At 37.0% G+C, this 24,256-nt stretch carries 17 protein-coding genes; 8 read left to right on the top strand and 9 right to left on the bottom strand.

What is annotated here, in order from left to right:
* Nucleotides 1–2 precede the first annotated feature (2 nt).
* The 7 genes from E0Y80_RS01300 to E0Y80_RS01270 form a co-directional block, all read right to left on the bottom strand.
* Nucleotides 3–353: a LytR/AlgR family response regulator transcription factor gene (locus tag E0Y80_RS01300; protein WP_156305596.1), complete on the bottom strand. Its 351-nt coding sequence runs from the start codon at nucleotides 351–353 to the stop codon at nucleotides 3–5.
* Between the two features lie 249 nt (nucleotides 354–602).
* The gene (locus E0Y80_RS20960; protein ID WP_197091442.1) at nucleotides 603–923 is read right to left on the bottom strand and encodes a histidine kinase; all 321 of its coding nucleotides are present in this window, start codon (nucleotides 921–923) and stop codon (nucleotides 603–605) included.
* Between the two features lie 871 nt (nucleotides 924–1,794).
* Nucleotides 1,795–2,394 (bottom strand): hypothetical protein, encoded by a 600-nt coding sequence (locus tag E0Y80_RS01290; RefSeq protein ID WP_156305592.1) that lies wholly within the window; start codon nucleotides 2,392–2,394, stop codon nucleotides 1,795–1,797.
* Nucleotides 2,395–2,801: 407 nt separating this feature from the next.
* Nucleotides 2,802–3,401, bottom strand: a complete 600-nt coding sequence (locus E0Y80_RS01285) for a hypothetical protein (RefSeq protein ID WP_156305590.1) — start codon at nucleotides 3,399–3,401, stop codon at nucleotides 2,802–2,804.
* A gap of 849 nt (nucleotides 3,402–4,250) precedes the next feature.
* Nucleotides 4,251–5,213: a discoidin domain-containing protein gene (locus tag E0Y80_RS01280; RefSeq protein WP_156305588.1), complete on the bottom strand. Its 963-nt coding sequence runs from the start codon at nucleotides 5,211–5,213 to the stop codon at nucleotides 4,251–4,253.
* A 13-nt stretch (nucleotides 5,214–5,226) separates the two neighbouring features.
* Nucleotides 5,227–7,053, bottom strand: a complete 1,827-nt coding sequence (locus E0Y80_RS01275) for a RagB/SusD family nutrient uptake outer membrane protein (protein ID WP_156305586.1) — start codon at nucleotides 7,051–7,053, stop codon at nucleotides 5,227–5,229.
* 8 nt (nucleotides 7,054–7,061) lie between these two features.
* Nucleotides 7,062–10,235 carry a SusC/RagA family TonB-linked outer membrane protein gene (locus tag E0Y80_RS01270; protein WP_156305584.1) on the bottom strand — a complete coding sequence of 1,058 codons (3,174 nt, stop codon included), beginning with the start codon at nucleotides 10,233–10,235 and terminating at the stop codon, nucleotides 7,062–7,064.
* A gap of 605 nt (nucleotides 10,236–10,840) precedes the next feature.
* Between E0Y80_RS01270 and E0Y80_RS01265 the strand changes: the two genes are divergently transcribed.
* Complete coding sequence (locus tag E0Y80_RS01265; RefSeq protein ID WP_156305582.1) at nucleotides 10,841–11,236, top strand: DoxX family protein; 396 nt, start codon at nucleotides 10,841–10,843, stop codon at nucleotides 11,234–11,236.
* The gene (locus E0Y80_RS01260; RefSeq protein ID WP_156305580.1) at nucleotides 11,208–11,582 is read left to right on the top strand and encodes an iron chaperone; all 375 of its coding nucleotides are present in this window, start codon (nucleotides 11,208–11,210) and stop codon (nucleotides 11,580–11,582) included. The genes E0Y80_RS01265 and E0Y80_RS01260 overlap by 29 nt, the downstream gene beginning before the upstream one ends.
* Before the next feature lie 763 nt (nucleotides 11,583–12,345).
* Here E0Y80_RS01260 and E0Y80_RS01255 read toward each other — a convergent pair.
* Nucleotides 12,346–12,936 carry a hypothetical protein gene (locus E0Y80_RS01255; protein WP_156305578.1) on the bottom strand — a complete coding sequence of 197 codons (591 nt, stop codon included), beginning with the start codon at nucleotides 12,934–12,936 and terminating at the stop codon, nucleotides 12,346–12,348.
* A gap of 260 nt (nucleotides 12,937–13,196) precedes the next feature.
* Between E0Y80_RS01255 and E0Y80_RS01250 the strand changes: the two genes are divergently transcribed.
* Nucleotides 13,197–13,844, top strand: a complete 648-nt coding sequence (locus E0Y80_RS01250; RefSeq protein ID WP_156305576.1) for a WG repeat-containing protein — start codon at nucleotides 13,197–13,199, stop codon at nucleotides 13,842–13,844.
* 224 nt (nucleotides 13,845–14,068) lie between these two features.
* Here the strand turns inward: E0Y80_RS01250 and E0Y80_RS01245 are convergent, their stop codons facing one another.
* Nucleotides 14,069–14,254, bottom strand: a complete 186-nt coding sequence (locus E0Y80_RS01245; RefSeq protein ID WP_156305574.1) for a hypothetical protein — start codon at nucleotides 14,252–14,254, stop codon at nucleotides 14,069–14,071.
* A gap of 609 nt (nucleotides 14,255–14,863) precedes the next feature.
* On the opposite strand from E0Y80_RS01245, the gene E0Y80_RS01240 reads away from it, so the two are divergent.
* From E0Y80_RS01240 to E0Y80_RS01220, 5 genes are read left to right on the top strand one after another with little or no spacing between them, the layout of a single operon-like run.
* Complete coding sequence (locus tag E0Y80_RS01240) at nucleotides 14,864–18,070, top strand: SusC/RagA family TonB-linked outer membrane protein (RefSeq protein WP_156305572.1); 3,207 nt, start codon at nucleotides 14,864–14,866, stop codon at nucleotides 18,068–18,070.
* Nucleotides 18,071–18,080: 10 nt separating this feature from the next.
* Nucleotides 18,081–19,781, top strand: coding sequence for a RagB/SusD family nutrient uptake outer membrane protein (locus E0Y80_RS01235; RefSeq protein ID WP_156305570.1), 1,701 nt, complete (start codon nucleotides 18,081–18,083; stop codon nucleotides 19,779–19,781).
* A gap of 1 nt (nucleotide 19,782) precedes the next feature.
* The gene (locus E0Y80_RS01230) at nucleotides 19,783–21,699 is read left to right on the top strand and encodes a heparinase II/III domain-containing protein (RefSeq protein ID WP_156305568.1); all 1,917 of its coding nucleotides are present in this window, start codon (nucleotides 19,783–19,785) and stop codon (nucleotides 21,697–21,699) included.
* A gap of 4 nt (nucleotides 21,700–21,703) precedes the next feature.
* A complete protein-coding gene (locus E0Y80_RS01225; RefSeq protein ID WP_156305566.1) occupies nucleotides 21,704–22,975 on the top strand; it encodes a DUF2264 domain-containing protein in 1,272 nt (423 codons plus the stop codon).
* Between the two features lie 11 nt (nucleotides 22,976–22,986).
* Nucleotides 22,987–24,228 (top strand): glycoside hydrolase family 88 protein, encoded by a 1,242-nt coding sequence (locus E0Y80_RS01220; protein ID WP_197091441.1) that lies wholly within the window; start codon nucleotides 22,987–22,989, stop codon nucleotides 24,226–24,228.
* Nucleotides 24,229–24,256 lie beyond the last annotated feature (28 nt).

Genomic DNA, 24,256 nt, shown 5'->3' with positions numbered 1-24,256 from the left:
TTCTAAACTTTTTTGAATCGTATAGCCGAAAAAGGTTTTAAAAGATAATCTATTATTCCCAGGTCATATCCCTCAAGGGCATAATCTGCATGTGCCGTTGTAAAAATTACAGGAGGTCTTTCGGTTAGATTCCTATAAAATTCTATTCCAGATTGACTAGGCATATTTATATCTAAGAAAATCAGATCAACTTTATTATATTTTAAAAATTCCTCTGCTTCCTTGGTATTGGAGAAGGATGCGATCAAATGGAACTCTTTATGATAATCTAAAAAAGTTGATAGCATATCAATAGCAAGAGGTTCATCGTCAACTGCGATTACTTTTAAGGCCAATTCTTTAGAATGATCCATCTCCCTTATAATAATTTAATTTTAAGTAATAAATGATATTGGTCGGTATCAGACCATAATGATATTTGTTGATTACCGGGATAAAGAAGATTAAGGCGCTTCATTAGGTTGTCCAACCCAGTTCCTAGTCCATTCTTAATTGTTTCTTCATTTAAATGACGGCTATTAGAAACGTTCATTTCCAATGTAGACTCCAAATACTGCAACTTTATTTTTACCTATGAATCATTATGATTGCTGATCCCAAATTTATATGCATTTGCGAGAATTGGAATTATATAACATTGGAAAAATAAATGCTTCTCCATCGATCTCCCCAATCTCCACTTTATTTCGTATGTTGTTAGCATTTGTCAATCTTTCCTTTTGCAACAAAAGATAGGACTTCAAAAAGCCAATTTCTTGACTGAGGAATACCTTTTCTCTATTATTAACCAAAGTCATGTATCGCATGATCTCACTTAATCTTAGTATAGAATCGGCTGTTAGATCAGCTTTTTCTCTCAAGGCAAAATAATAAATTGTAATCAACGTATTGAATAAGAAGTGCGGGTTGACTTGAGCGGTCAACAATTGTAATTCTGAGTTTTTTTATCAAGTTCAATTTCCAGACCTGTATTACTAGCGCGTTCCTTTCTTATAATGAAATAGAAATAGGTCAACGGAATTACCTGAATTACTATTATGGAACCAATCAGAGCAATGATCCAAACATTGTAACCGGAGGCAATCCTTATCTACCAACTTCACTAATTTGGCGCATAGATTTTTGGAAGAACTATTTCAACTAGAGTTTTGAAAAGCTGAAAATTAACATTACGATTGAATACGATGGAACAGTTTTCAGTAAATTCATATCTAATTTTAATTCCTCATTTTATTACCTTAAAGCAACCAATTACGTGGCCTTATCAGTTGCATTCACAATCTCCAATATCTATAACAAGTTACTGCTCAAACATACAGTTGTTTTGTAAATAAATTTTTAAATAATTGATTTTATATTGGTCTTATTACTTTAATTGCGTAGTGTTCATATACTGATTTGGTGTAATACGGTTACCACTTTACTAATTGTCAATGTCAGATACTTTAATAAAAAGATATTAAGCAACTTGCTTTGCAGTCACAACCCTTGATTCATCCATATTTTATCGCCAATTTTCCTCACGTTCAATGGCGATTCTATGTTTTTGGAGGAATCACAGCATCATATAAAATGGTTTCCACTCTTATGATGTTGTTTAAATTATCAAAAAAATCACTGAAATTTCTAAATTTTAGATTGCCGAACTTAATCAATGGGTGATACAATTTCATTTTTCAGTGGCTAATTGAACAATTTCTTAAGAACAGATTTCACACAGCATCGATTCCAGAAGAAACCGATGCTCGATGCATAATTTATAGTTGAATATCTAGGAAAAAGCGGAATTAAATCTTAGAGAATACCCATCTGCCTACAGTCTGATACATACAGGCTTTCCTTATATTTGAATGATTGATTAATATGTTTTTTATTCATCTTGATAAATGGCTTAGCTCTATCACTGTAAAGAATTGAAATAATTATTGCTGGTCTTCCATCTTTTCGCATCATGAAAACATCTACATTAGTATAGTCTACAGGAGAAGATTCATTTTTAGGCAGTTTAATTTTATAGTTAATTGCCATGTCTGCGTTAAACAGTTTCTTGATCTGTTGATTATTATATCTTTCAACTAGTTGATTGAATTTTTCGGAGTTAATTTCACCATATGCTGACTTTAAATCAGTTTTAAGTTTATGGATTAGTGGATCCGGATCTAAAATCTTTGTTTTATCAAAATTTAATGGATCTCCTGGAACATTGTAGGATAAATATGAGACAACCTGCAAATAAACCCGACTTTCTTGATTATTTATTTCAAATCTATTAATTTGGCATGATAAAACTTGTTTTAAAATTTTATCATCATCATAACAATCTGTACTTCCCTGTATTTTTAAAAATTTTGGAGGATTAAACTCTAAACCCAATGAATCTAGATATTCATCCATAGAATACTTCTTTTCTTGAGTTAGGGTGATACTTACCAGAAATAATAAACATGAAGAAAATAGTAATTTCATATTATAAATCTATAGTAAATAACAAAATTCTGATTACCTTCAAAAAACTTAACACAATTTATTACGTATTAATTAAAAAAATAACCGCCACATTAGTCGCCTCTAGTGAGTGGCCTAATAACTAATTGACAATTTAGAATAAAACTATTGTTTTTTCACTACATGTAAAACGCGAATAATTATTTAAGTTAAGTTATAATTGACCTGGTATGATAGATGAACCTTGCCTTAACTCCAATTCCAAAACTAATCGGTTCCTTCCATGTCCACGATATTCATGGTATTTAGTTTAAAATAAAAAAATCTAATTAATTATAAATAGGCCCCTATTATAACTACAACTGTTCTGTGTAAATATTTATAGTATTTTTTTCCACCAGATAAAATTTTCCCGATTCATATTTTACTTCACAGCATTTATCGGTAAAATTAATTCCTGGATTAGAAAAATCTCGCTTTAGAAAAGACCCGTCTTTTAATATTCCGTACGTATAACTTTTTACAATTTTCCTTTTTTTTCCGTCATTAACATTTTCTGAAATGGGTGGCAAATATTTTATAATACAAATTATGGGATGAATTACTATTACTGTTACATAGGTAGAATCATTTCCAGCAAAGTGCTTTGTTCCTTCGAACAGAATTTTTGTATAGATATTTTTGTTTGAAACAAAATCGGATCCTTTCTTTTTAATTAGGTTTTTTCCAATTTCAGCTATATAATTATTAACTGGACCTCCCAAAATAATCCTCTTAGGCAGTGAGTCTGACTTCGGAGAACTGGGTGAATAAATGTCAACCTCATTATCAAGGTCATTATCGTCAACAGGAAGTGCCCCCCGTGAACCACAAGAAATGGATACGAGAAATAATACACATATCAAATACAACTTAAATAATACAACAATTCTATTTGTTAGGCTTGCTTTTAACATGATTTAAATTTTTTGAAGGTTAAGTCTTTTAAGAATTAATTACGAAAGTTTTGATGATCTAAATTAATTAACCAAATTAATTCGTCGAAATTGTTGATTAAGAAAATATTTCTTAATCGGATGAATAGATAACCTACCAATATGTTTATTGCTCTTCCAATACTGGGGTCATTAAAGTTTTTTGAATCAGTTAACAATCTTTCCATTTCTTTGGGTTCGTTGCCGAATTTATATAATACATTATTGTCAGTCCTTGGTTTTTTGTCATTTTTGGAAATTCAAACCAGCAGTCGCTTAGGTAAATTTTCGATAGAATTTATCAATTTGGAATGATTGTCTTAAAGGTTATGATTATAATTAAAGTTGCATGGATAAAGAAATTTATTAAAAAAATTATAAGACAGAAAGAATCCGTAAGTTTTCATTTTTGTAAGTGTTTTATTTTATATTGACATATCAAGGATGTATTGAATGGTCTTTTTCCATAAAAAATCTTACAATATATTTATTTCAACATTAGGAATATTTTGGCAGATCATGAGAAAATTAAAAAGAATGAAAGAGTTTAATTCAATCTACAAACTGTGAATGCTAAGTCATTTTTATAGGTAATGACAAATATTTCAGTTCACTTGATTTTTGTTCTGAATCAAATTAGGAGTTTCTCCTTTACATGTTCACCTTGATAATTTATTTTGTGATTGGATGGGTATTATGTTGCAATATTATTCCAATAATATAATCCTCCCACAATGAATTATTATAAATTTAAGACACATTGCATATATGAAAAAATGGCCGTTCTAAAAGAACGGCCAAAACCAAATTATCCACCATACTAACAGACTCTTAATAGCCAAGCACATCAATTTCCCCAAGATGCGTGGATTTCTGACCATTAAAATTATCTTTCATTTGAATCTTTATCTTTTTAAGGTATTGAGGAACAATTTCGAACTTTTGCATCTCAATCTCCGTTTGATTCATGACCTTATCAGTGGCAATTGTCTTCCAAGTGTTACCATCAGAACTTCCCAGAATATCAAAGGTCTTAAAACCATTGGTGTTGTTCTGCCTCCTGGTGAGACCAATCTGTGTCACATAAAGATCGGACTTGAAATCAACCTCAATCCAGTGGGGAAATGGCGGTTCGGAGCCCTGCCATTGTGAATGCCAAAAGGAATTAATATTATTGTCGATTGCAAACTTAGCCTTACCGTTGGCATCACCTTCCCCTGTCAGTTCTTCAGAATCCGCCCGTGCTTCCCAATTTGTTTTCGGAAGTAGCTTTTCTTCTACTGCTGCATAATACAGGATTGTCCTGCCATTTGGATGAAAGGAGTAACCTTGATCATTTTTTGCAGTAAGTGCAAGCATATACTGTTTGGAAAGGTCGAATTTTTCAGGATTATAGGTCAGTGTCAAATATTCAGAACTTGCATGCCCCTTAGTGATCGTAACAGACTCCTTGTCTAAGCTGTAACTGCCCGCTGGAAATGGCAAAAGCTGATCTAATCCTTCATTCTGGCGGATTTTATTAATACTGTCCAAAGCTTTTTGATCTTGGGAAAAAGTAACTATTAAATCTTCAGAAGGAAACCCTACCCCACCATAATTTACCCTAAAAACATCCTTTCGTTCATCTACTTGAGGAAATAAGACAAGATCCTGTCTTCCATCCGTCGCTTTCTGGACATTCAGCTTTGCCTCAGTCTTGGTATCGTTCAATTCTTCATAGGTTGGTACAGCTTCCTTACAAGAAACTAGTAGGAAGAGTACCATCAAGAATATAAATGAATTATTTTTCTTCATAATTTTTTAAATATTAATAGCCAGGAATCTGAACTAACTGCTTATTTCTATCAATTTCCATCTGGTGCCAGGGCATAAAATAGTTTTTGTCCTCCCACTGTGCCCTTAGGACAGCAGGTACACGTTTGTGGAAATCTGGACTGTTTATTGCACTTCCTTTGGTCATATCCATACCCGTATAATTGCCCCCTTGCTTATAACCTTCCTGATCAGCTAATTTCCATCTTCTTACATCAAAGAACCTTTTACCTTCAAAACACAATTCTACCCTCCTTTCCAATCTAATTTCCTCGCGCATGCGAGATTGAGAAAGTCCTGGACTAAGAGCTGGAAGTCCCGCACGAGTCCTTACCTTATTTAGATAAGTCAATATATTGGGACTGTTAGGCTGAGATTCATTAAGTGCTTCCGCATAATTAAGATACAGCTCGGACAGCCTGATCAGCATCGCTGCACGATTGGTAGCATTGGAAGGATTGACAGAAAATGATGGATGGATGTTCTTTCTCGCAGTATAACCGGTTTTAGGCCAATCCCTTGGAGCACCATTCTTTCCTGAATTTCCGGTTGCAAAGAATTCGACCCATTTCATTCCTGACTTTGGTGCACCCGGAATCAGCGATCCGTTAAATGTAATATATGAATAGAATCGCGGTTCACGGTCAGTGTACATCTTATTGGTTCCCTCAGCATAATATCTAGTCTCTTGCTGAGAATATGTATTCTCATTGTACGAACTGCTTTGCTGAATTGATTGGCCGTTCTCCATCCTGAAGTCATCTACAAGCTCTTGGACTACTGCCAAACCATTATAAGCTGTTCCTGAGATGGCTCTTGGAGAGGCATGGATTTCCCATTGATGGCGATTTGTGGAAGGTCTAAGCCAAATGCCTTCCTTTTGATAGCCGTCCCAAAACACATCCCTGGTCGAGAGATAGGCCGTCTCGAATTCACTTGAACCATTCTTCACATATAAAGCCTTTCCATTCGCTTCTGCTATATCAATCGCTGCTTTTGCCTGCGCAGCAGCTTTCTGCCATTTGGAAGGATCGTATGTAGGGTTAATAAGTTGCTTTCCATCGTAATTTCTCCAATTGGACATTGAGGTGTTTCCATTGTAAAGTGGGCTTGCATGAAATAGGAGGATTTCTGACTTGACCGCTTCTGCAACCATTTTGTTGATCCGCCCTAGCTGCGTGCCGTCAACAGTTGTGGTACCCATGAGGAAATGTTCTGCCGGCAGATCCTTTAAGGCTTCATCTATCTGAGCTAATACAAATTCAACTGATTCATCCCACGAACTTCGGGGAATCTGATAATTCTCTCCTGCAGCATCATCACTGTTCAGGGGTAATATTACTACTGGGCCATGCATTTTCATAACGGACCAATAATAAAATGCCCGAAGAAACTTAGCTTCAGCCTTATACTCCTTAACAAGGGTCGAACCATTTTCCGCAGTCAGCAGTTCCGTACACTTATCGACATTGTCAATAAAGATCTGGCACTGTCTGATCTTATTATAATAGTTCACATACATGGTATTAACATTATCGGCAGATAAAGCTCCTGAATTGGCGGGAAATTCCTGCCAGTTGGAAACATCTATCTCATCGGTGATCGCTGACCAGAAATAAGTATAGGGTTGGTCCCAAACATCCGGTATGGGTGAATAAAGACCTCCCCAATAATTTTCCGTCTGTGCCCTATTTGAAAAAATGGTTTCTATATTAAGCAGGTTATCCGGCTGAGCATCAAAGAAATCATCGTTACATCCGTTCATGGACAAAGTTGCTGCAGCCAACAGCATCGCCATCTTTATTTTCTTATATTTTATCATTACAATTCTTATTTAAAGTTAAGCCTGATTCCCATATTGTATACCCTGGTAATTGGATAGGCTGTACCCCTACCGTCACCCATTTCTGGATCCCAGAAATCCCATTTTGATACCGTAAATAGGTTCGTTCCGTTAAGATATATCCTGAATTTTGACACTCCGATCCTATCAAGCCAAGACCTCTCCGTAAAATTGTATCCGAATTCAGCCTGTTTCAATCTTATAAAATCGGACCTTTTGATCCACCAGGTACTCCCATAGTAATTTGTAGTAACCGTTTCATTTGTTGAAAGCCTTGGATACAGTGTTTGTTTTTCGGGATTTTCAGGATCCCATCTGTCCAGGAGATTGGTGTACATATTCCCGTAGGTTGCCCCTTGAGAAAATGGGGTAACAGCGAAACCACTTGCATAATTCAAGTCGACCATTCCTGCCCCTTGGAAGAACAGGCTCATATCGAACCCCTTGAACCCTCCTCCGAGTGTAATCCCATAGGTCAAAAGCGGAGTAGAGCCGTATCCAATTGCAGTCTGATCGTTTGAATTAATGATACCATCTCCATTAAGATCCTTGTAACGGATATCCCCCACCCTGACATCGCCTGCTTGGGAAGCCGAATTCGCAATTTCTTCGTCACTTTGGAACAGGCCCTGATCGATATACCCAAAACGCTGTGAAATACGATGTCCCTCTCTATTTAAATAAGGGAATGCCCATGGAGGGAGATTATCCTTAACTGCCCTGTTTGAGTTGTAGTTCATCGTACCCCTTGCCATGAAGAAACCGTTGGTCATTTGTTTATTATAGTCAAGTGTAAGGTCAATTCCTTTATTGGCCGTCTCTCCGATATTTTTGTAAGGGACGTTACCTGAATTGAAGCCAGAAGCATATGGTATATCCAGACCCTGCATTAGGATTCCTTCCCTGTCTTCTTTGAAAAGTTCTGCGATGAACTGAAGTTCGCTGTTGAAGAGATTGATTTCGAATCCAATATTGTGCCTATAAGAGGTTTCCCAGGTTACGTCTCCCCGCATAAGTGATTCTACATATCCCGTAAAGCCCCTCTGTGAACCGGGGATACCGAAATTATAGGAACCGCCACTTTGACCGTATCGAGTTAGGTAAAGAAATCGGTTCCCAGTATTTGAGTTACCAGATGAACCATAGGAATACCTTAGCTTAAGGTGGTTAATATGATCCTTTATAGGTTCAAAAAAGCCTTCATTGGAGATAACCCAACCCAGTCCAATTGACGAGAACAATCCAAATCTATTATTCGGCGTAAAATTGTCGGAGCCTGAGTAAGAAAAATTTGATTCAAACAAATATTTTCTATCATATGCATAGGTTGCCCTTCCGACCAATGCCCGGTTTCTGTAAGGGATGGCCGCCTGATAAGAACCTACGTTGGAGGCAGCATCGGAAAAATCTGTCTGGTTGAACAAAAGAAGCCCTCCGACCTCATGATTTCCAAATGAACGGTTATAGTTTAGAGAAGCTTCCGCATAGAGCCTTCTTGTTGAAGATCTTCCAAGCCCAAAACTTAAATCCGGAGATCCTGTCTCTGTATTGTTTAGGATCAGGTTACCCTCTTCGTCCCTTCCTTCAGCAAAGTAGGACGGTAGGTTTCTAACCCTGGAAAGGACAGACTGTACCGTTGCATCAAATGCAAAAAGTCCATTGGCGCTCAATCCTTCAGTAAGAAATCCTAACTGCTGGGTCAATCTTAAGTTAGACCGAACAACGTTATCATATCTATTGTTTATGCCTGACTGTGTAAGTGCCTTATAAGGATTTTCCGTAGCCCCCTTAACAAATGGCCACGATCCATCCGAGTATCGGACAGGAATTACATGGGGCGAAGTCTGGGTAGCAAGCGCAAAAATATAATCCCTTCCCCTAGCCGGTTCATTGTAATTCTTTAAATATCCATTTATTCCAAAATCAATCTTCGTATTGGCAGTGACGTTAACTGTCAGGTTACTCGTAAAATTAAACCTATCCTCCTTCAGTGCTGAATTATATGTATCAATATCTTCAGTCCTGAACTGGCCTGTTTCGTTATAATATCCCAAAGAAAGGTAATATTGGGCAATGTCTGCGCCACCGGTTATATTGAGGTTTGCCCTATTGCTAGTTGCATTGTCCTTAAAGAGGACATCATACCAATCAACATTGGGATAAAGGTCCGGATCAGCCCCACTTCTGTGGAGTTCTATCCTTTCAGGGGTATAGAACGGCTGCTTGCCCCGCATTGTCAGCCCTTCATTGAAAAGTTCCATGAATGTAGGCCCATCCACAAATTCAGGAAGGTAGGTAAAGCCTGTAATACCTTGCTGCAGTTCGGCAGATATGGATGGTTTCCCAGCTTTACCCTTTCGGGTATTTATTATTATGACACCGTTGGCCCCCCTGGTTCCGTAAACGGCGGTCGCAGTCGCATCCTTGAGTATCGTAAAGCTTTCTATATCTTCAGGGTCAATGTTATTAATATCGCGGTCCGGCACACCATCAACAATCAAAAGAGGCGACTGTGGTGAGCTCGCAAATGTTGACACTCCCCTAACAAAAAGGTTCGCACCACCACTACCTGGCCCTCCGCTCCTTTGGGTGGCCACGACCCCAGCCAACCGTCCGGCGATGGCAGTTGTAAGATTGGCAACGGGAACTTTTAGCTCCTCCCTCTTGATGGTTGCCTGGGATCCCACGTTGCTCTCTTTTTTCTGGGTACCAAATCCCACGACAACAACCTCATCAATTCCTGCCAAATCTTCATTCATTGTTATCGATATGTCCTTCTCTTCTGAGGAAAGCGGCACTTCAATCGTTTCAAAGCCAACCAGTTTAAAGATCAGCACGGAATTGGCAGGTACTTCAGCAACGAACCTTCCATTTGCGTCTGTCGAAGTTAGGGCTTTAGTTTGACCTTTTATTGAAACGGTCACACCCTGCAGCAAATTTCCAGAAGCATCTTTGACAGTCCCGGTGAAAATGCTCTGGAAAGCCCGATAATTGTTTCTTTCAAAAGTACGACCTGTTAGGTCAGAAGGATGGTTGCTCGCAAGCGTTGGGTGCAGGGAGGCCAGCATCAAAGCTAACATCGAAACCTGCTTCCATTTTGGCACAAAATGGGCCAATTCGGAGATAGGATCCCCTGTCGGTTTACCTCTTTTCTTTTTCATAATTTAGGATTACAAATTGATTAATGAGAACAAGTATAAAAAAGTATTTTTTATTTTTTTTCCAGCAATCGATTGCGCAATTTTTATTTTTTTTAAATGGAAAAAAATTATTTCAATGCCCCTAATAATATGAAATTAAGAATGTTGATTGCTAAACCCTTTAACTAATACAGCTGTAATTGACTGTATTGGACAGATATTTTTTTGTTCAGACTGATTTGATTACTATAAATACATTTTGGTTTTGAAAGGGGTATATTATGAATTATCAAAAGATCATATTGAATTTATTGACCTTCAAGTTAGGGATCCCAAGGTCAAAAATTGGAATGAACATTCTGAAACGGAATGATTTTGCACGGAATGGTTCAAAAATATGGTGCATTTGAATCTGGTACCTGCGCTAGCTTGCCAAAGTTAAATAATGGGTCATCCAGTTTGGAACTTAACTAATATGGCAATTTGCTTTCTTTAACCTGAAGAAGATTGAATACCAATCTAAATGCAAGATCCTAATTATTATATAATTAATTGTCATATGACAAGTTTCGAGCAGTAGAATATGTTTAAACTTGCATATCAATTCACCTAAAATATTTAAAGTAATGAAAAGAGATAGGATCATTTTCTGGATTTCGACAACCATTATATTCTTGTTTGAAGGGGTGATGCCGCTGGCAGCGTTCATTTTTTCTCCAGATAGCTTCAATGCGGGCACCAAGCCCTTGGGTTATCCGGATTACTTCGCCTATGGACTAATCGTTTGCAAAGTATTGGGTTCAACAGCTCTCATAGTCCCAAAATTAAATCCCAGGATTGTTGAATGGGCATATGCAGGATTGATATTTAACCTGATCTTTGCCTCTTTCAGTCATTTGATGGTGGACCGGATCATGGGCTATGTGCTTTTCCCGATAATTATCCTAGCAATACTTTCAGTTTCATATATCTTCCGCATTAAAATAAGAAACCATGGCAAAGACCAATTTCAAAACAATTGATGAGTATAACGGAACATTTACGGGTGAGGTTCTTGAAAGACTGGATATTATCCGAAAGACAATTCTTGATCTTGTTCCTGATGCTGAGGAATCCATCAGCTATCAGATACCTGCCATGAAGGTGGGGAAGAAAACCTATCTGATACATTACTGTGCATTTCCTAACCATATCAGCCTATCAAGCCCTTGGACCGAAAGGTTCTTAAAGGAATTTGAGGAAGATCTAAAGGGGTATAAGTTGTCAAAATCAGTTATCCAATTTCCAAATGATAGAACATTGCCATTGAAATTAATACAGAACATCATATTGTATAGATTGAAAGAGATCAAAGGCGGCTTGGGTTAGTCGATAATTTTCTTGTATATTTCTAGTTTATTTTTTGAATATATAGATTATATTTGTTTATGGCCACGATCTCAATGTTATAATAATTTCTTTTAAGTTCTTTCTTCAGCTGCTCCCTATACTATATCTTTACATTACAGTGTTTCATTCATAAAATTTATTGTTAATTGCGACTTGGGGAACATTCTTTTGTTAACAAAGTCGATAGATTAAAACATTATGTCAGAAATATTAACCAGGGATGAAATCGAACATTTTATCATCAATGATTTCGTTCTTTGATAATGCATTTAGCCAAGAAATTGCTGATTCTGAAGTAAACACCTTAGATTAAACTTCCTCGAGATCGAAATGATCCAAATATTTGGAAAGTGTCTGTAATACGCTAGGTTAAATAATCTCTATCAAGTTATTTTGACTGATTGTCCGAAAGTCACCAGGTCACAAAGTTCCGATTTTAATCAGACTCAAAAATATTTGCTTTGTCAAGCAGATTATATAATCTTATAGATAGTGTCAATAGTCCATTAACTGATATAAAAAACTATCTTTTTGCGTGAAGTGATCATACAGCTCAGCATGGAACAATGGAATATTTCTTCTTGTCTATTGGCAGAACATAAAATAAATCCGTTTCAGTGGATAAAACACACATTTCGGAATACCTCATTGATGAACCAAAAAAACGTTAGAAATTTATCCAGATATCTTCAGAAATTAAGTAGAGAATATGACATTAGGTCAGATACGCTGTGACTGTTTTTTATCGTTGAACAACTGCTTTTTCACCTCGGAGAATAATTTGATTTCGGTCATCTATGTTTTTTTTAGATTTAGTCAATAATTTTATTAATCCTATCTCGATGTTTCCGTTGGTTTGCAGTTTGTCAATGACAATCGTTAAGAGGTTATTTTCATCGACAAAATAGCTTCCTTCGTCTGAATTAATAGTTTCTCCATCAAGGGTAAATACTACCGGCATTCCTTTAAAGCTTGAATATTTAGACTTCAGTTCTGCTAAAGAAATAAATTCAGGTTTAAATTCATCTTTGGTCTTTATATGAATTTGACCTACATATGTTTGGTTATCTATTATTGTGTCAATTTTGACTATATCTATCTTTTCTATAGTTTCAGGTCTTATTTTTCGCTGGCCCTTTACAACAGTACCATTAATTAAATATAGTGGTTGGTTTATCTTTTTTTCCTGGTCAACAACTATCACACGTAGGGAACTATCACTTTTTTGATTATTCATAAAGAGTGTTACTCCTGGTTTACTCAAATCTTTTGCTGTTTGAGCAAAGGAATTTGTAGCAATAAATGCGATAAGGATTAAAATTAATTTTTTCATAATTAACATTTTCAGATTAATAATGTACATTACACCAATTTAAAAAATATTTGTGATTTGCTATTTAAGATAATTTGAATTTTTTAATTAATTGAATATACCCTGAAGTATACCATAAGACCATCAAATTTCAACATAAAAACATCATAGGTATCTCTGGAGGATACTCAAAATCTTATTGCAATGCAATAAGAGAAGCAAGTAGGTCTATGCCCAACTTAAGCTTCCTGAAATGAATTGATCCATTTAATCTTTATTTTATGAAAGCATTTGTTTATTTTATTTTCGGGATTTTTAGTATTTCTTTCTGTATAGAAGATGTATATGGTCAAATTGAAAATTATGAGCTCTTAATCAAAATCTCAAAAAGAAAAGCTAAGAGTGTTCTCAACGATATTGCGTTCATTAACAATTATGGTGACACTATCATTCCTTTTAATAAATATCAGTATGCATTCCCAGATACAATAAGAGAAATAGGATTTGTTTCTGATTTAGGTGAGTGGAAAGCAATTGACAATTCAGGAATGGAATTGTTTAACGTTTTTATAAATAGTGAAGGTCCAGATATGGCATTTGAAGGTCTGTTCCGAATTCTGGACTCTGAGGGGAAATTCGGTTTTGCGAACATGAAAGGGCAAATCATTATTAATACCCAATTTGATTATGTAACACGATTTCATGAAGGTTATGCATCATTTTATGTAAATTGTAAGGTAGATTCCTTTGAAAGACGGACATCTATTGATCCGTCAAAAAAAATAAAAGTTGGGTTAATAGATAAAACTGGGAGGGTGATAGTAACTCCAATTTATGATTACATTTCATTTTTTAAAAATGGAAAAGCTCGAGTCTCTATTAATAATAAGAAATTTTACATTGATAATACTGGAAAAGTTATTAATTGATTTAACAGGACCTATATGATAAAAAAAATAAAATTAGCATTTAAAGATTTAGAAAAAGAATTAGCAATCATCTCTTCTTATATTGGACTCCATTTTTTTACGATTTAATATTTGCTCAAAAGTATCCGATCTCCGGTTTAACTTTACGTTACAGCTTTTGGATATTAGGTATTCCTAGCCAACAAGAAGTAATCAAGTTATTGTTGTAGCCCTATTAGACCTCGTCATAATTTATCTTTATTCATGCTCGTACCTATGGGCATTGCTCCACATGCCAAAATCATACCTAGCTTATTATTAGTTTCAGACAAAAAAGAATTTGTCTTTAAGCGTCCCCCTGTTCTCCAATTTACATGTCCAGATACCAAATCTTCCTTTGCCACAAAAATACCACTTGTCGGTCTAACCATTTTGTTCTCTTTTGCAATGCTTTATAGGGTGGAGTTATTTTCGCTATCAATAAGAAAACTTCCTTTCCACCCCTAAGAAATGTTTTTAAAACCTGAATGTCTAAAACGGTTATTTGCCTATTTGCTTCATTTACACCTTAAAAATACAACCTAATTTTTGTATTGATCAAAATATCTAAAATCTGCCAATGAAGCTTGGGTAAGATAAACATTTCGAATTGTTAAGTTGCCGATCTGCAGATAAATCAAGTTGAATCCTGAATATTCAGTGTTCGACTTTGGCTCCTTAATGATTGGTCCGATAAGATCAGAAGACTTAAATATGAAATGATATTTAACAATTAAAACTTTTTTATTCCCAATAATTTACTAATGACAACTACTGATAGATTTATTATTCAATTGAAGAGTATTTGGTTCTTTCTATTTTTTTATCCCTCCAATCAAGAATATAATGATTGGATACATTAATATTAACCATTATCAGTTCACAACTAAACAGATTAATGAAATCGTTTTCGTTAAATTTTTATTGAATAGCCTATATCCTGGTCTATCTTGGAATTTATATCCAATTTATTACAGAACCATATATAAACTATCAACACAATGAAACTAAATTCCGCTCTTTTGAAAAAGGGAGTACGGCAGCTCAATCCAAAAGTGAGCTGGCCCCTACTGCTATCGATTTGTTTGGCTAGTTCCCAACAAATTAACGCCTATGAAATTAATTTTGAAACAACCGAAAATCTTTCCAACAGGGTTCAAGAAACTATCAAGGGGAGGGTTGTAGATCCACAAGGAAATCCTATAACTTCAGCAACCATCCAGTTTAAAGGAACCGATATTGGCACAAAATCAGATGCTGAAGGTAATTTTGAACTAGCGAGCGTTCCAGCAAACTCGGTTCTTCAAGTGAGCTCGGTAGGATTTGCTTCAAAAGAAGTCGCTTTACAGGGCAATGGTTTTTTAGAGATTACTTTGCAGAGCTCCTCAACTGATGTTGAAGAAGTCATAGTGGTCGGATTCGGCACTCAACGTAAAGAAAATCTAACCGGTGCCGTGTCATCCATTCAAATGTCAGACGTTGTTGGCAGTAGACCGATTACATCGTTATCATCGGGTCTAGCGGGTCAGGCACCGGGATTGTCGGTTACCCAAGGATCAGGTCGACCAGGAGCGGACGGTGGCTCTCTACGGGTTCGTGGTCAAGGAACGCTGAACAATGCTAACCCATTGGTTGTCATCGATGGAGTTGTTGGCGACATGAACCTGATCAATCCTCAAGATGTTGAAAGCATCTCCGTTTTGAAGGATGCTGCATCAGCGTCGATCTATGGATCCAGAGCTGCAAATGGCGTTATCTTGATTACCACTAAGAAAGGAAGAAACAATGATTTTAAAGTAATTTACAACAATTACTTCTCTTCCCAGAAGCCTTCCAATGTCATGACGATGATTTCCAACTATGCGGACTATATGGAATTGGTTAACGAAGGCTACAAAAATGGTGACGCAAACGCAAAGCCTATCTTTTCCCAAGAAAATATAGACCTGTGGCGAGCTAATGAAAATGGAGATCAATTAATGTATCCCAACACTGATTGGGTAGAATCATTGTTTCAAAACAAAATATCACAAAACCACAATCTATCCTTTACGGGAGGAAGTGAAAAAATCAAGTTTTTCGGTTCTTATGGATTATTGGATAATCCAGGTATTGTTGAACAAGCTACTTATAAAAGACATACGGGAAGGATAAATCTTGAGGCGGACATAAAACCTTGGTTGACATTAGGAACCAACATCAATGGTGTTGTTTCCAAAACCATGATAGGAACCAACCTGATCAATGATGTTTTTTTGTATGCTGCCGCGAGTTCTCCGGGCATGGTATTAAGGGCCCCTGATGGTAGATTTGGTTCACCAAACAATCCAGAAGACGACCCGCAATCAAACAACATATTACATCGTTTATACGCTCAAAAAGGGGATATAAACAAGAATAGGTTTGTCAGCAGATTCTTCGCTAAATTGAGACCTATCAAAGGTTTGAGTTTAGAAGGTTCCTATACTTATACTTATAACGATGACTTTATATATAGTCAGCCTGTTTTCAATGACCGGTGGAATTTCTTGACTAATTCCGTTGCAACAGCTGGAACTGGAAGAAGTTCGGTGACCAATCAATCTGTCAAGACCTACCGTTATTACATTGATGGTATTGCTAAATATGAAAATACTGCAGCAGATAGCCGTCTGAAGTACGAGGTTATGGTTGGTGCCAGCCAGGAATATTTAAAAGATGGTTGGTTTGCCGCATCAAAATTAGATTTAATAGATCCTTCATTGAGCGTATTGAATGCTGCAACGATGGATGCATCAGCATCGGGGAACACCACGGACTGGGCTATGCGTTCATTTTTCGGTCGTTTAAATCTATCTTGGGACGACAAATATCTATTGGAAGCGAACCTGAGGACAGATGGTTCATCAAGATTTATGAGCGGCAAAAGCAGATGGGGGACATTTCCATCAGCATCGGTCGGTTGGAAAATATCATCTGAAGATTTCTACGATGTAAGCTGGATGCCCACGCTTAAGCTGAGAGCTTCCTATGGATCTCTAGGAAATAATGGAACGGTCGATGATGTGTTTTTTTACAACGGCGGAATCAACAACTACGAATACCAAACATTGTACAGTTCAGCAAACTACATCCTGAACAACCAATTATTTGTAGGATTTGCTCAAACCGGATTAAGCAATAGCCTATTGACTTGGGAGAGCACAAACGTACTGAATTTGGGGTTGGATTTTGACTTATTGAACTATAAATTGAGTGGGTCGGTTGATGTATTTGATAAAACGACCAATAATATCCTGATTAATTTACCTGCTCCTATGGTGGTTGGAGACGCATCGATTCCCAGGACCAATGCAGCAAAAGTTAGAAATAGAGGTATAGAAACCAATTTGACCTATCGCGATAAAATCGGTGAGAACTTTAACTTTAATGTTGGTGGAAACTTCACCTTTATTGACAACAAAGTCATCAAATTCAAAGGAGATGATCGCTCTATTTCAGGGGCTAACCTACTTCAAGAAGGATATGCCATTAACACCCAATTTATCTTGCTTCATGATCGGATCATCCAAACCGATACGGATTTACAGTTGGTGGAAGACATGATCAAAAATGCGCCAGTAGATCCAGAAACTAATCAACAGTTAAATCCATTTGCCGCTTACGGTAAGCCTGAAAAAGGTGATTTGCTATATATTGACTCCAATAATGATGGCGTAATCAATGATGAGGATAGAGTCGCAGTTGGGCACGGGACAGCGCCAAGAATAACTTATGGTTTCAATTTGGGATTTGATTACAGAGGTTTTGACTTCAATGTATTTTTACAAGGAGCTGCTGGGAATAAATTAGTATACACAGATTTGCATTATACTCCAACCGTTCGATGGGGTTACCAATTGAATCAAGAAATTGTGGGTGGACGATGGACAGAAGGAAGAACGGATGCTACCTATCCGAGGCTACTACCATATACCAACACACGAAACACCATTAACAGTGATTTTTGGTTACAGAACAAATCTTACATGCGTATCAAGAACATTCAGCTGGGTTATACTTTTCCCAATGAATTAACACAAAAGATTGCTGTTCAAAATCTACGTGTATTTGGTTCAATGGAGAACTACTGGACATTTACAAAATACAAAGGATTTGACCCCGAAGTAAATGGAACCAATTATCCGACCATGAAACAAGTAGTATTTGGAATTGGATTAACCTTCTAAAAGATTAAAAATGAAAAAGATAACATTATTATATATTTCAGCTTGTTTGGCATTGAGTTCATGTTACAAGCTGGATACCGTTCCATACAACCAAGTTAGTGGGAACACATTTTGGCAGACTGAGGATCAGGCTTTGGCAGGCGTTCTTGGTATCTACAATGACCTTAAGAAAGAAGGGACTTTCGGGATCCAGTTTGCATATGATGATTTAACAGATGTTGGAATTGGTTATGATGTTGGCTTCGGCGATATCATTGCAGGAACTTTCACAGACAGAACCGGAACAGTTACCAGTAGATGGAAAAGTGGATATGATTTGATCCAACGTGCTAACCATGCCATAGGAAATATCCAGAAAATGGAAATCGATGCAGAAAGGAAAAAAATCATGATTTCTGAAGCTAAATTTTTGCGTGGCTTGATGTATTTTCAATTGAGCAATCTATTTGGAGGATTACCGATTTATGACGAGTCAGTTGATCTAAATAAAGATTTTGCAGACTTGAAAAACCCTAAATCTTCCTTAGCTGATGTACAAAAGTTTATCATTGACGATTTGACTTTTGCAATTGAAAATTTGCCTGTTAAATATGACGACAAATATACAGGCAGGGTAACAAAAGGTGCTGCAGTGGCTTTAAGAGGGAAAGTCTATCTTTATCAAAAAAATTGGACAAATGCGATCAAAGATTTTGAGGATGTAGTGTACAACAAAACTTTTCCATATAATTATTCTTTAAGTTCTGATTACAGCTCACTGTTCCAAATGGAGGGAGATAACAGCGCTGAGGCTATTTTTTCAATACAGAACATGGGTGGGACTGGTTTTCCTTACGGTATGCCGATGGCCTTTTACATGGGGTCAAGATCAACATTTGGAAGCTGCTGGAACAACGTGATGCCAAGTACAAGGTTTGCAGACAGCTATGAGAACAAGGATGGCTCACCATTTAATTGGGATGACCATTATGCTAATTATAATGCCGACAACGCTGTTAAAAGAGAGGCAATGATGGCTACGCATACCAATGGCGCTTTTACTCATCTACCTGATACGGCCAAGATCAGAAGCATCTATGCAAACCGAGATCCTAGAATGAACCAGTCGTTAATTGTTCCTTATTCTGACTATTTAGGTTGGAATGCAAACCAAGAAAGGAACATGAAATTAGTTTTGGCAACTGGCGTCAATGAGAACTTTGGGCAAATTAGAAACAACCGCGGCTGGCTGACTTATATGTGGAGAAAATTTGTACCAGAAGGCAATCTTAAAGGAGCAATTACAGATCGTGCACATACACCTATCAACTTCCCGATTATCCGGTTAGCGGATGTATTCTTGATGTTAGCAGAGGCATACAATGAAAGCGGAGATCTGGGCAAAGCAATTGTAGAACTTAATAAAGTTAGAACTCGTTCTTCTATGCCAGGTCTTAACTCCGGATCGGCATTTTTAGCAGTATCAAGCAAGCTGGAGATGCAAAAACGGATTTCCCATGAAAGGAAAGTCGAGCTGGCAGCAGAAGGCCATCGTTATTTTGACCTGAAAAGATGGAATCAGCTTACCGAAGTTTCCAATAATTTCATTGAGAAGAGTATTGTTGGTGACAACCTGTTAACTCGTGGCTACCAAACGAGACATGTCATTTGGCCAATACCCGGTGCTGAAATAGAAATGAACCCAAATTTAGTACAAAATCAAGGATGGTAACATGAAAAATCTTATCAGCTACACACTTGTTTTCTTTATCAGTTTTTCTGCTTTTTCAAGCGGAAAAACTGATAATTCTTTGGATTTATTGTGTAAAAATTTCAGTCAAGAAGACCTAAAAAACAGTTTATTGAAAACCGCACAATGGGTTCCCTATCCTTCCTATTCCGATCGTGAAGGCTGGAAAAAATTGACCGGACCTGTACTTTCCAATATTATTGAAAAGGGTGAACAGGCATTGACCTATCAATGGCAAGTTGTAAAAGCTACCGATTACTTAGCTTATGAGCGAGATGGTTCTAGGGTCATCATGGAGAAGCCGATGAATGAGAATGCCACTGCGCTCAGCAATTTATTTTTTGCAGAATTGGCAGAAGGAAAAGGCAGGTTCTTGGATCAGATCATAAATGGGGTTTGGTATTTTACAGAAATGAGTACATGGTCATTATCTGCTCATGTTCCGGCGTTCCAACCCTCCAAAAGAACTTTGGCACAAGCAGGTGTTCATGTAGTAGACCTGATGGCGGGTGACATGGGTTCATTGTTGTCTTGGATTCACTATTTCCTAAAGGAGGACATGGATAAGGTCAATCCTGAAATCAGCAGCAGGTTGAAAAGCAACATTTATTCTAGAATAGTTGAGCCATACCTGAATAGAAATGATATGTGGTGGCAAGCACTCGAACTTAAGGAAAATAAAATGGTGAACAACTGGAATCCCTGGTGTAATTTCAATGTCCTGACCTGTTTATTATTGGTTGAAGACGATGAGAATCTAAAAGTTGAAGGTATTTATAAAACCATGAGGTCAGTTGATAAATTCGTCAACTACGTGAAGATCGATGGTGCATGTGAGGAAGGCCCATCCTATTGGGGCCATGCCGCAGGAAAATTATACGATTATCTTGAATTACTGTCCTTATCTACCAGCAATAAAGTTAATTTATTTGAGCAGAAAGTCATCAAGGACATGGGGGAATATATTTCTCAATCTTATATCGGAGGTGATTCTTGGGTGGTTAATTTTGCAGATGCTTCTGCCAAAGGGGGTGGCGACCCGTTACTGATTTATAGGTACGGTGAGGCTGTAGGAAGCCTTGAGATGAAACAGTTTGCCAAATATTTATTGGCAAATAGAGCTAATAAAATATCAATAACCAGAGATGCCTTCAGAAGTTTGGAGGATTTGAGAACTGTAGAATCTATACAAAATGAAACAGCAAACTTACCAAACAACCCTTATAAATGGTATCCTGAGACTGAGTTTTTATATATTCGAAATAAGGACTTATTTTTTGCTGCCAAGGGGGGATTTAATAATGAAAGTCACAACCATAACGATATAGGGACTTTTATCCTTTATAAGGACAAACAACCCATGTTTATTGATGCCGGAGTAGGAACTTATAACAAGAAAACATTCAGTAAAGAGCGCTATGATATTTGGACGATGCAGAGTGGTTACCATAATTTACCACAAATAAATGGTTCTGAACAACCATTCGGTGCAAAGTACAAATCAAAAAATGCTTCTTTCGATGCCAAGACCAACGAGTTCAAATTAGACATTGCAGGTGCTTATCCTGAGGAAGCTAATATTAAGTCATGGATTAGGAAGTATAAAATCAATAACAACGAACTTATTATCACAGATGAATTTGATATCTCAAACCCTATAAAAGAGAACATCATTCATTTTTTATTGGCTTCAGAACCAAAAATTGAATACGGTAAAGTGATTTTGAATAATGGCAACTCCTCTTTAAAATTTGACCCTAAGTTATTTGAGGCCACACAGGAAACTATCGAGCAAGATGACCCGAGACTAAGTAATGTTTGGGGACCAAGAATTTATAGACTATCTCTGAAGGCAAAAAAGTTAAATTCGAAAGGAAGTTATAAATTTATTATAAACTAAAATTATGAAACGGAGAACATGGATTCAAAAAGCGGGCTTACTTTTTGGGGGATTTACCCTTGCAAATACCAACCTTGATGCTTCTGAAAAAAAAGCGCAAAGTAGCATTCCTGAATATGACACATCAAACGATAGAGCATATTGGGTTTCAGTGATCAGCAAAATGGCTACGCCAATTCTTGAAAACATTAGCAAAGGTACTTTTCAGAAAAATATGCCGATGATTGCTTCAGAATCGTTTGATAGCAGAAATCCAAAGGTTGGGTATTTGGAAGCTTTCGGACGTTTAATTGCTGGTATTGCCCCTTGGCTTGCATTACCTTCAGACAATAGCAATGAAAGCAAAATAAGAAGTAAGTTTTTACAACAAGCTTTACTGGGTATTCAGCATGGAGTCGACCCCAGCTCTCCGGATTATTTTGCATGGAGAGACAAGTCCACACAGACTTTGGTAGATGCTGCACATTTGGCCTTAGGGCTACTGCGTGCACCAAAAGCATTATGGGAGCCACTTGCTGAAAACACTAAGAAGCAACTTATTGAAGAGTTTAAGCATATCCGATGGATTACGCCCAATCAAAGCAATTGGCTACTGTTTGCCTCTATGACAGAAACATTTTTACTGAGTGTTGGAGTCGAGCCAGATAGAGAGAAAATTGACCATGCAATCGATAAATTTGATAAGGATTGGTATGTTGGCGATGGATGGTATAGTGATGGAGCTAGGTTTAGCTATGACTACTACAATGGATATGTCATTCATTGCATGTTAGTAGAAACATTGAAACATAATGCCCAGGTTTCTCCTGCATATCAAGAGAAGTATGACCGTGCATATAAAAGGATGCAAAGGTATGCTGAGCATTTGGAAAGAATGATTTCACCTGAAGGGTACTATCCTGTAATCGGCAGAAGTTCAACCTACAGAAATGGCGGATTTCAACCTCTATCAGCAGTTGCATTGGATAAAAAATTACCGGCAACCTTAAAGCCATCTCAAGTTAGAGGAGCTATGACCGCTATGCTCAAAAAGATATATAGCCATGATATTTTTGATAAGTACGGTTGGTTAGTTTTAGGTTTAACATCCCCACAACAAGGAAACATTGCTGACTCTTATACCAATACAGGCTCTTTGTATGAAGCATCATTATCCTTTTTGGCATTGGGATTGCCGGCGGATGATGAATTTTGGGTTGCTAAAGCAGAGCCCTGGACTTCTCAAAAAGCCTTTTCAGGACAAAAATTCCCTAAAGATTATTATGTAACTTATTAGAACCATCAGATATGAGAATTAAAATCACATCATTATTAGCTGCTGCGGCATCCGTATTGATGATCAGTATGAAACCGCATCAAGAGGATTTCATTCCTGAAATTTTCAAGAAAGCCGACAAACAATATAATTTCTTAGCTAAACAAGCAGATGTATTGAACGAATTCCCAAGAACTACAAAAGACGGCAAACTTGTAGGTACAGACGAATGGGATTGGACCGGAGGATTTTTCCCGGGTTCATTATGGTATTTATATCTTCAAACCGCGAATGAAGAAACTAAAGATGAAGCAGTTAAATGGACAGAAAAACTAGAAAAAGCCAAAGACCTAGACCAACATCATGATATAGGTTTTGTCATGTATTGCTCGTATGGAAACGCAATTAAATACTTAAAAGATCCAGCGAAGGTTAAGGAATATAAAGATATTATTATCCATTCTTCGAATACAGCATTGAAAAGATTTGATGAAAAGGTTGGAGTAATCAAGTCATGGAACGAAAAGAAAGCTTGGGACAATGAGACCATTTGGAAATATCCTGTCATTATCGACAATATGATGAATTTGGAGATGTTGTGTTATACTTCAGATATAACGGGCGACCCGAAATATAAAAAAGTAGCGATCAGTCATGCCGACCAAACGATGAAAAATCATTTCCGCCCAGATTACAGTACCTACCATGTTGTCGATTATGATGAAACCGGAAAAGCTATACATCATCAAACAAATCAAGGTTATGCTGACAACTCGACTTGGGCACGTGGACAGGCATGGGCAATCTATGGATTTACCATGATGTTCAGGGAGACCAAAGACCCTGAATACTTAAAAACTGCTCAACAGGCGGCGAGATTCTACATGAATCATCCAAAACTTCCATCGGATAAAATCCCAAATTGGGACTTTAATGCCCATCAGGAAGGATTTAAATCAGATGTGGATTTTACAGGAAGGAATATCTCTCCTATACCGAGGGATGCTTCTGCAGCGGCAATTGTTGCATCAGCCTTGGTAGAACTTTCTACATTTTCTAAAGGAAAGGATAAAAAGGCATTCTTGGATTTTGCAAAAGAAAGCCTAAAGACTTTATCTAGCCCTGAATACTTTGCTGACTACAAAACGAATGGTGGTTTTCTATTAAGGCACAGTGTAGGAAGTTTACCACATAATTCGGAAGTAGATGTACCACTTACCTACGCAGATTATTATTACCTAGAGGCTTTAACTAGGCTCAAGGAATTAAAATAAAGTTGATAGTTATGATAAAAAATAAGGG

Source organism: Sphingobacterium endophyticum (assembly GCF_009733535.1).
Lineage (GTDB): Bacteria > Bacteroidota > Bacteroidia > Sphingobacteriales > Sphingobacteriaceae > Sphingobacterium > Sphingobacterium endophyticum.
This window is presented reverse-complemented; position numbering and strand designations above follow the sequence as displayed.